The sequence below is a fragment of the Streptomyces sp. SID8352 genome (assembly GCF_009862265.1).
GTDB lineage: Bacteria > Actinomycetota > Actinomycetes > Streptomycetales > Streptomycetaceae > Streptomyces.
In genome coordinates this window covers 1-7809 of the sequence record NZ_WWGX01000099.1, presented here as the reverse complement: position 1 = coordinate 7809, position 7809 = coordinate 1, and the positions used below count along the sequence as shown (strand labels likewise).

The 7809-nt window shown below is 71.2% G+C and carries 7 protein-coding genes and 3 pseudogenes; 3 read left to right on the top strand and 7 right to left on the bottom strand.

What is annotated here, in order from left to right; genetic code table 11:
* Positions 1-116 precede the first annotated feature (116 nt).
* Positions 117-440 (bottom strand): IS3 family transposase, encoded by a 324-nt coding sequence (locus tag GTY84_RS35060; RefSeq protein ID WP_161224614.1) that lies wholly within the window; start codon positions 438-440, stop codon positions 117-119.
* On the bottom strand, positions 437-736 hold the full coding sequence (locus tag GTY84_RS29410) for a transposase (RefSeq protein ID WP_161229449.1): 300 nt from the start codon (positions 734-736) through the stop codon (positions 437-439). The genes GTY84_RS35060 and GTY84_RS29410 overlap by 4 nt, the downstream gene beginning before the upstream one ends.
* Positions 737-811: 75 nt before the next feature.
* Between GTY84_RS29410 and GTY84_RS29405 the strand changes: the two are divergent.
* Positions 812-1318, top strand: a pseudogene (locus GTY84_RS29405) (transposase family protein); the annotation flags it as partial.
* Positions 1319-1389: 71 nt separating this feature from the next.
* Here the strand turns inward: GTY84_RS29405 and GTY84_RS34310 are convergent.
* The 4 genes and pseudogenes from GTY84_RS34310 to GTY84_RS29390 all read right to left on the bottom strand — a co-directional run bounded on the left by GTY84_RS34310 (position 1390) and on the right by GTY84_RS29390 (position 4342).
* Complete coding sequence (locus GTY84_RS34310; protein WP_237532779.1) at positions 1390-1767, bottom strand: transposase family protein; 378 nt, start codon at positions 1765-1767, stop codon at positions 1390-1392.
* 162 nt (positions 1768-1929) lie between these two features.
* Positions 1930-2753: pseudogene (locus GTY84_RS34305) on the bottom strand (ISAzo13 family transposase); the annotation flags it as partial.
* Positions 2754-3146: 393 nt separating this feature from the next.
* Positions 3147-3497: pseudogene (locus GTY84_RS34300) on the bottom strand (transposase); the annotation flags it as partial.
* A gap of 65 nt (positions 3498-3562) precedes the next feature.
* Positions 3563-4342 (bottom strand): DeoR/GlpR family DNA-binding transcription regulator, encoded by a 780-nt coding sequence (locus GTY84_RS29390; RefSeq protein ID WP_161229447.1) that lies wholly within the window; start codon positions 4340-4342, stop codon positions 3563-3565.
* Between the two features lie 131 nt (positions 4343-4473).
* On the opposite strand from GTY84_RS29390, the gene GTY84_RS29385 reads away from it, so the two are divergent.
* Together GTY84_RS29385 and GTY84_RS29380 are read left to right on the top strand one after the other, a co-directional pair.
* Entirely contained in the window at positions 4474-5364 is an 891-nt protein-coding gene (locus GTY84_RS29385) for a sugar isomerase (protein ID WP_161229446.1), read from the top strand.
* A 228-nt stretch (positions 5365-5592) separates the two neighbouring features.
* A complete protein-coding gene (locus GTY84_RS29380; RefSeq protein WP_161229445.1) occupies positions 5593-6456 on the top strand; it encodes a ketose-bisphosphate aldolase in 864 nt (287 codons plus the stop codon).
* On the opposite strand, the gene GTY84_RS29375 is transcribed toward GTY84_RS29380, so the two are convergent.
* Positions 6434-7600, bottom strand: coding sequence for a methyltransferase (locus GTY84_RS29375; protein ID WP_202551975.1), 1167 nt, complete (start codon positions 7598-7600; stop codon positions 6434-6436). The genes GTY84_RS29380 and GTY84_RS29375 overlap by 23 nt on opposite strands.
* Positions 7601-7809: the final 209 nt, after the last annotated feature.

The following is a 7809-nucleotide window of genomic DNA, read 5'->3' as shown; positions in this document are numbered from 1 at the left end:
CCCCTCGGCGGTCGGCAGCGCGGTGATGTCGCCGACCAGCTTCGTGCCGGGCATCTCGGCGTGGAAGTCGCGGCTGATCAGGTCCGGGGCCGGCCTGACCTTGTTGTCTGGCCTGGTCAGTGAACGGCGCTTGCGGCGGGTGACGCCCTGGACACCGTGCTCGCGCGCATGAGGCGGGCGACCCGTTTGCGGTTCACTCGCCGTCCCAGGCGCTGTAGTTCGGCATGGACGCGCGGGACGCCACAGGTCTGGCGCGAGCCGATGTGGATCACGGTGATCTCGTGCACCAGGGCCTGGTCGGCGGCCCGGTGGGCTGCCCTGATCTTCGCCGCGGCGAGCCAGGCGTGGAACGAGGAGCGGGCCACCTTGAGCAGGCGGCAGAGGAAAGCGACGCCGTGGGTGGTCTTCTCCGCCTCGATGAACGCGTACGTCTCGTTCACCGATCGCTCTCCTTCGCGAAGAAGACCGCGGCCTTTCGCAGCACCTCGATCGTCTTGGCCTGTCCGGCGTTCTGCCGGCGCAGCCGCCTGAGCTCCTCGTGCTCGGCGGTCGTGAGCTCTCCCGGGGCGCCCTCGCCCCTGTCCGCCTTGGCCTGCTGGCACCAGCCGCGCAGAGACTCGGAGCTGATGCCGAGCTCCCGGGCCACGGCGGTGACCGTCCTACCCGTGGAGTCGACGAGAGCGATGGCGTCCCGCTTGAACTCCGCGGTGTACCGCTTCGTGTACTTGCTTCCCACCTGGTGCTACTTCCTCTGGAACTTCAGGTCCCAGTCTCCAGATGTCCACGATCAAGGGGAAGGTTCAAGCGGTGGCTGGACGCCACCGAGATCCAGGTCCGCAGATCGCCGGCCGACCGTGGCGGCCGACGTGCGTTCGTATCGGGCAAGAAGAAGCAGAACACGATGAAGGCCACCGTGATCGCCGACTGGCGGGGCCGCACATTGTGGACCGATGCCCTACGGCCCGGAAGCATGCACGACGCCACGTCCGCCCGCAATGAAGGCATCGCCGTCTGCTTCCAGCACTTCCCCGATGTAGAGGTCCTTCTGGACGACGGCTACCTCGGCCTGAGCCGTGACCACCGCGGGCAAGCGATCACACCACCCAGAAGATCTCGCCCGGGAGCACTGTCCGGCAGAGTCGAACGGTGGGAACGCGACCGCCATGGGCACTCCTCCGACCGCATCACCGTCGAACACGCCTTCGCCGATCACAATCGCTGGAAGCAGTTGACGCGCTGGACCCACCGCCGCGACCGTCTACCCCACACCTACCGCGCCATCGCCAACCTCGTCTCCGACCGCAACAGCACCGCCTGAGAACAGGCCATGAGCAGGCCGAACACGTCTCACCCGCTATCACGCACCAACTCGTTAGGGCTCGCAGAGAATCAACATGCTGATTTGATCTCCGTAGGGTTGCTGTTCGCGAGGAACGCGGTGACGTCAGCGGGCGTCCGGAACCTGGCGGTCGAGGGTGGAATGGTGTAGACGTGCTCGGCCAGGAGGGGCTGGACTTGGTGAACGGCCCTGGTGAGGGTGCTGCCGCTGACTCCGAAGAGCTGGGCCAGCAGGTCTTGGGTGCCGAGTCTGCGCAGGTAGAGCACGGTGGCCAGGACTCTGTCGGCGGCGGTCGGCTTGTCCTTGGCCCCTGCGCCGCGGGCACGGATGCGTTCGCCTCCCCGCTGCTGAATCCGTCCTTGCTCGCGTAACTCATCGATTTTCGGTGCCAGTTGCTCGACGAGCTTGTCCAGTGCTGGTTCGGGCATGCCGGTCAGCTCCCGGGTGCGCAGACATCCAGTGCAGGGCTGCCGGGACGGGCCGCCGGCTGACCGCGGGCTCTTGACTGCGCTGGTGGTGTCGCGAGGTTGGGGGTGGAGGGTGTAGTTCCAGTCGCCGTGGAAGCGGTGCCGGTGCATGGGCAGCGTGTCGATCTCGGCGTCGGTGACCTTCACTCCGGTGTCGTAGGTGCCCCTATCGAGTTCGGCATGGACTTTCAGTCCGGTGCGGGTGGTGGTCGCGGCGATGCTCTGCACCATCACTTCATGGCTGGTCAGCGGTCTGCCCCGCCAGTTTATGGAGATGTGGGAGAACAGCCGGTGCTCCACCTTGTTCCACTTCGACGTCCCAGGCGGCAGGTGACAGACCGTGATCTCCAGGCCCGTCTCGGTGGCCAGGACGGCGAGTTCACTCTTCCAGGCGCGGGTGCGGTAGCCGTTGGATCCGCCGGCGTCCGCGGTGATCAGCAGTCGTGCGGCATGCGGGTAGTCGTGCCGACCGCGGGAGTGCCACCAGCGGCGGATCGATTCCACGGCGAAGGCCGCAGTGTCGTGGCCGGTGCCGACGTTGACCCAGCCGGTGTTCGCGGCGATGTCGTGGATCCCGTACGGGATGGCCTTGCCCGGTCCCTGGCGGTCGAGGAAGTCGTGCGTCTTGACCTTGACCGGTGTCCCCGTCGGCATCCGCTCACGGCCGCCGTTCTCGTACTGGCCGATCAGCTCCTTCTTCTTGGTGTCCACGCTGATCACCGGATCCCCGGCGTCCCGGTGGTCGCGGGCTTGTTCGTTGATATAGCGGAATTGGGCGTCGCGGTCCGGGTGCTGTTGCCCTCGATCGTCTTGGTGTTGGCCTGCAGGCTGAAGCCCTCCTCGCGCAGCAGGTCACCGACGGTGTCCGCCGAGACCCGGTGGCCCTGCCGGGTGAGCTCGGCGACGAGTTTGCGTGTCGACTTCGTCGTCCAGCGCAGCGGCGACATCGGGTCCCCGCGCATGTCCGGCTCGACCAGCGGCAACAGTGCAGGTCGCAGCCCCGGATCCACCTCGGCGGCCCTCTTGCGCCCGCCGCCGGGGCGGCGGACCCGACCCAGTGGCTCCGCCCCCGCTTCCAGCTCGTCGACGCCGTTGCGGACGGTGGTCTCGCTGACCTCGGCCGCCCGCGCGACGGCCCGGGTCCCGCCGTGTCCAAGGATCCGGGCCTCGGCTCCCATCAGCAGACGGCGCTGGCGTTCGTCCAGGTGCGGGAACAGCACCTCGAACTTCACGGCAAGTTGGTCACGGACATCAACGAGCCACAAGACCGAAAGCAACACGTTGATTCTCTGCGAGCCCTTAGACTGCCCCGGTCAACAAGGTTTCGTCCTGTTTTGAAGCCCCCTTAATGCCCGTATGTGAGATCCGTCGACCACGGCGCGGGAGAAGTCCAGAGCGTCCGCTCCGCAGAGAGGTGCGAGGAGAGTCTCGTGCAGCCGCGGCCAGACGTCGGCTGCGGTCTACTCCGCCAGACGGCGCCAGCAGGCCATGCCCGACCCGAAGCCCAGTTCCTGCGGGAGGCGTTCCCAGGCGATACCGGTGTGCAACACGAACAGGATGCCCTGGAACACCAGCCGGTCCGGATGCCGCTTCCGCCCCGGATGACGGACCTGCCGCTCCACCCTCGGCAGAAGCGGCTCGATCACCGCCCAGAGCTCATCATTGACTTCCCACGGCTTCCGCCGAGCCACCCGGCACCCCGATCAACCCCCGGAGGGCCGCCCAAGCAGCCCGAAGATCATTTTGTTAGGGGTTGTTAGGCCAGGACGACCCGGACCCCGGCCTCCTCGAACCGGGCCACGGTCTCCGGGCCGGCCGCGTCGTCGGTGACCAGGGTGTCCACCGCGCCGGTCGTGCAGATCCGGGCGAAGGCCCGCCGTCCCAGCTTGCTGGAGTCGGCCGCCACCACCACGCGCTCGGCCCGCTCGCACAGCAGCCGGTTGATCGCCGCCTCCGCCTCGTCGTGGGCCGCGGCGCCGTGCTCGACGTCGAAGGCGACGACGCCCAGTACCGCCACGTCCAGCGTCACCTGGCCCAGCACCCCGTCCGCCAGCGGCCCGATCAGCTCGTACGACTGGGGCCGGGCCACCCCGCCGGTCACCACGATCTTGAACTGGGGCCGCACGGCCAGTTCGTTGGCGATGTTCAGCGCGTTGGTGACCACGGTGAGCGCGGGCGTGCCCGAGGAGAGGTCGGGGCGGACGGCCAGGGCGCGGGCGACCTCCGTGGTGGTGGTGCCACCGGTCAGTCCCACCGCCTCCCCGGGCGCCACCAGGGCCGCGACCGCCCGCGCCACGCGCTGCTTCTCGGAGGCGCGCCGGGCGGTCTTGTAGCGCAGCGGCAGCTCGTAGGAGACCCCGTGGACGACGGCACCGCCGCGGGTCCGCACCAGCATCTGCTGCTCCGCGAGACGGTCGAGGTCGCGGCGGATCGTCGCCGCCGACACGCCCAGCTCGGCCGCCGCCTGCTCGACGTCCAGCCTGCCGCGCTCGACGAGCAGTTCCAGCAGCGCCTTCCAGCGGGCGTCGCGTGACATCCGCCCCTCCGTTCCTCGATCTCCTGCCGACCCTAACGCACCGCAAAGCTCCGCTGGCTGCTTGATTGTGCTCGAAACTTCGCTATATCTTGCAGGAACAATCATTGATTGCCGAGTGGGGAGAGTGCGGCGTGACGCATGTCGAGGACGAGCTGAGCAGCCAGCCCGAGTGCTGGACCCGCGCCGCCGAGGAAGCCGCCGGTCACTCCGGAGCGCTGCCCGGGGCGGGGGAGCGGGTGGCGATCGTCGGCTGCGGCACCTCCTACTTCATGGCGCAGGCGGCGGCGGCGCTGCGCGAGGGCGCGGGCCTGGGCGAGACGGACGCCTTCGCCGCCTCCGAGTTCCCCGGGGGCCGCGCCTACGACCGGGTCGTGGCCCTCACCCGCTCCGGCACCACCACCGAAGTCCTCGGACTCCTCGGTGAGTTGAAGGGGCGTACGCGCACCGCCGCGATCACCGCCGACCCGCGGACACCGGTCATGTCCGCCGCCGACGACGTGGTCGTCCTCGACTTCGCCGATGAACGGTCCGTCGTGCAGACCCGGTTCGCGACCACCGCCCTCACTCTGCTCCGCGCCCACTTCGGCCTGCACACCGACGCCGTCGCCGCCGACGCGCGCACCGCTCTCGCCGAGCCGCTGCCCGAAGGGATCGTGGGCTGCGACCAGTTCACCTTCCTCGGCCGCGGCTGGACCGTGGGGCTCGCCAGTGAGGCCGCGCTGAAGATGCGTGAGGCGTCGCTGTCGTGGACCGAGGCCTATCCGGCGATGGAGTACCGGCACGGCCCCATCAGCATCAGCACCGGCGGCACCGCAACCTGGATGTTCGGCGCGGCGCCCGAGGGGCTGGCCGAGCAGGTCCGGGCGACCGGCGGCCGGTGGGTGGACGGGGAACTCGATCCCCTCGCCGAACTGGTCCGCGCCCAGCGGCTCGCCGTCGCCGTCGCCGCCGCCCGGGGCCTCGACCCGGACAGCCCGCGCAACCTCACCCGTTCGGTGATCCTCACCCCCGACACCGAGTGACGTCCAACCCTCCGGTGATCGAAGAGGGTTGAGGCTGCGACAGGTGCGGGGTCCGTCCGCGGGCACCGCCCCCCCCGCTCCCGTCGCCCGATCCCTTCCTTCGACCCGCTCTCTCCCCGCCGCTCCGGTGGCCTGCGGTCCGTGCCTGGCGTACGGTCCCGGACGCGCCGCCCCCGACTCCGTGCCCCCTGACGCCTCGGCCGCCGAGGTCCGGGAAGGAAGAAGACCGTGCCCCTCGTCACCACCGGTGAACTGGTCGGCCGAGCCGCCGCGGCGCGCTCCGCCGTCGCCGCGTTCAACATCATCACCCTGGAGCACGTCGAGGCCGTCGTCTCCGGTGCCGAGACGGCCGGCGCCCCCGTCGTCCTCCAAGTCAGCGAGAACGCCGTCAAGTTCCGGGGTGGGCGGCTGCTGCCGCTGGCCCGCGCCGCCGTCGCCGTCGCCGAAGTGGCCGCCGTCCCCGTCGCCCTGCACCTCGACCACGTCCAGGACGGAACGCTGCTGCGCCGGGCGGCCGACGCGGGGTTCAGCTCCGTGATGTACGACGCCTCCCGGCTGCCGTACACCGAGAACCTCGCCGCCACCCGGGCCGCCGCCGACTGGGCGCACTCCCAGGGGCTGTGGATCGAGGCGGAGTTGGGCGAGGTGGGCGGAAAGGACGGCGAGCCGCCGCGCGACGCCCACTCGCCGGGCGCCCGCACCCTGCCCGGCGAGGCCCGTGCCTTCGTCGCCGACTCGGGCGTCGACGCCCTGGCCGTCGCCATCGGCAGCAGCCACGCCATGACCACCCGCACCGCCGTCCTCGACCACGACCTGCTCAAGCGGCTCTCCGCCGCGCTGGACGTGCCGCTCGTCCTGCACGGCTCCTCGGGCGTGCCGGACGGCGAACTCGCCCTCGCGGTCGCGGGCGGCATCGCCAAGGTCAATGTCGGCACCGCCCTCAACATCGCCCTGACCGGCGCCGTGCGCGAGTGCCTCGACGCCCGGCCGGAGGCGGTCGATCCGCGAGGCTACCTCGCCGCGGGCCGGGAGGCCATGGCCCGGACGGTCGCGGCGACCGTCCGCGTGCTCACCGGGACCGCTGCCCCCTGACGGCCTTCAGCACCACGAACTTCGGACCGCTCGCCACCACCCGGCTGTTGCCGAACAGGCGCCGCAGCGCGACGTGGTACCCGAGGTGGCGATTGCCCACCACCCACAGCTCACCGCCGGGCCGCAGCACCCGCCGGGCCCCGGTGAACATCCGCCACGCGGCCGCGTCGCTGGTTGCCTGGTGGGAGTGGAACGGCGGGTTGTTCAGCACCAGGTCGACACTGGCGTCGGGCACCCCGGCCAGCCCGTCCCCGACCCGGAACTCGGCGTGCCCCGGCACCCCGTTGGCCCGGTAGGTGTCCTGCGCGGAGGCCACGGCCGGGAACGACTCGTCGGTGAACAGCACCTCGGAACCGGGCTCCGCCAGCGCCACCGCCGTACCGACCACGCCGTTGCCGCAGCCCAGGTCCACCACGCGCCGGGGGCCGTCTCCCACGGGCAGGTGTCCCAGGAAGAAGCGGGTGCCGATGTCGAGCCGGTCGGCGCAGAACACCCCGGCGTGGTTGACGACCGGCCGCCCGGACATCGTGCCGATGCCGTCCGGGAGGGCGTAGCGAAGCGGCCACGGGTTGGCGGGGCGCTCCGCGGCCGGGTCCGGCGAGCAGAGGATCAGCCGGGCCTTCCGCTCCGCGAGCGAGGTGCGGGTCGGGCCGAGGATCCGCTCGAACAGCCGGAGGGTCGAGGTGTGGATCTCCTTGACCATCCCGGTGCCGACCACGACCGTGTCCCGGTGCACCGCCGGTGCCAGCCGGAGCAGCTGCTCCTCCAGCAGGGCGAGGCTCTTGGGCACCCGCACCAGCAGCACGTCGATCCGGTCGGGCGGCGTGTCCTGGGTGGTGAGCATCCGCACCGCGCCCGGCTCGACCCCGGCGCGCGCGAGGTTGGCCCGGGTCGCCTCCTGGGTGAGATGGGAGTCGGTGATCTGCACCGGGCGGTGCTCCGCCAGCGCCGTCACCAGCGCCCCCCACCGGTCGCCCAGCACCACGACCCGGCCCGACAGCGGAACCTGCCGGTCCGCGAGATGCCTCAGCAGGTACTCGTCGGAGGCGTCCCAGGCGCGCAGCCGGTCGCGCGGATCCTGGGGGAACCGGGCCAGCACGGCCTCGCCCCAGGGAGTCGTCAGTCGGTCGGTACGGTCGCTCATCGTGCGTCCAGGCTAGCGGAGCCGCAGCTCAGCCCCGCCGGGTCCGGGACACCGGCGGCGACGGCACGCCGGTCGGCGCCGACGCCGGTCCGCGCGGCCGTGGTGCCGGAGTCCCGACGGCCCCGCGTCGCGACGGCCCCGCGTCGCGACGGCCCCGCGTCGCGACGGCCCCGCGTCGCGACGGCCCCGCGTCGCGACGGCCCCGCGTC

Excerpts from the sequence above, each read along its gene's own strand:
- GTY84_RS34310 (WP_237532779.1), bottom strand. The coding sequence starts at position 1,767 with ATGCCCGAACCAGCACTGGACAAGCTCGTCGAGCAACTGGCACCGAAA.
- GTY84_RS29390 (WP_161229447.1), bottom strand. The coding sequence starts at position 4,342 with ATGTCACGCGACGCCCGCTGGAAGGCGCTGCTGGAACTGCTCGTCGAG.
- GTY84_RS29375 (WP_202551975.1), bottom strand. The coding sequence starts at position 7,600 with ATGAGCGACCGTACCGACCGACTGACGACTCCCTGGGGCGAGGCCGTG.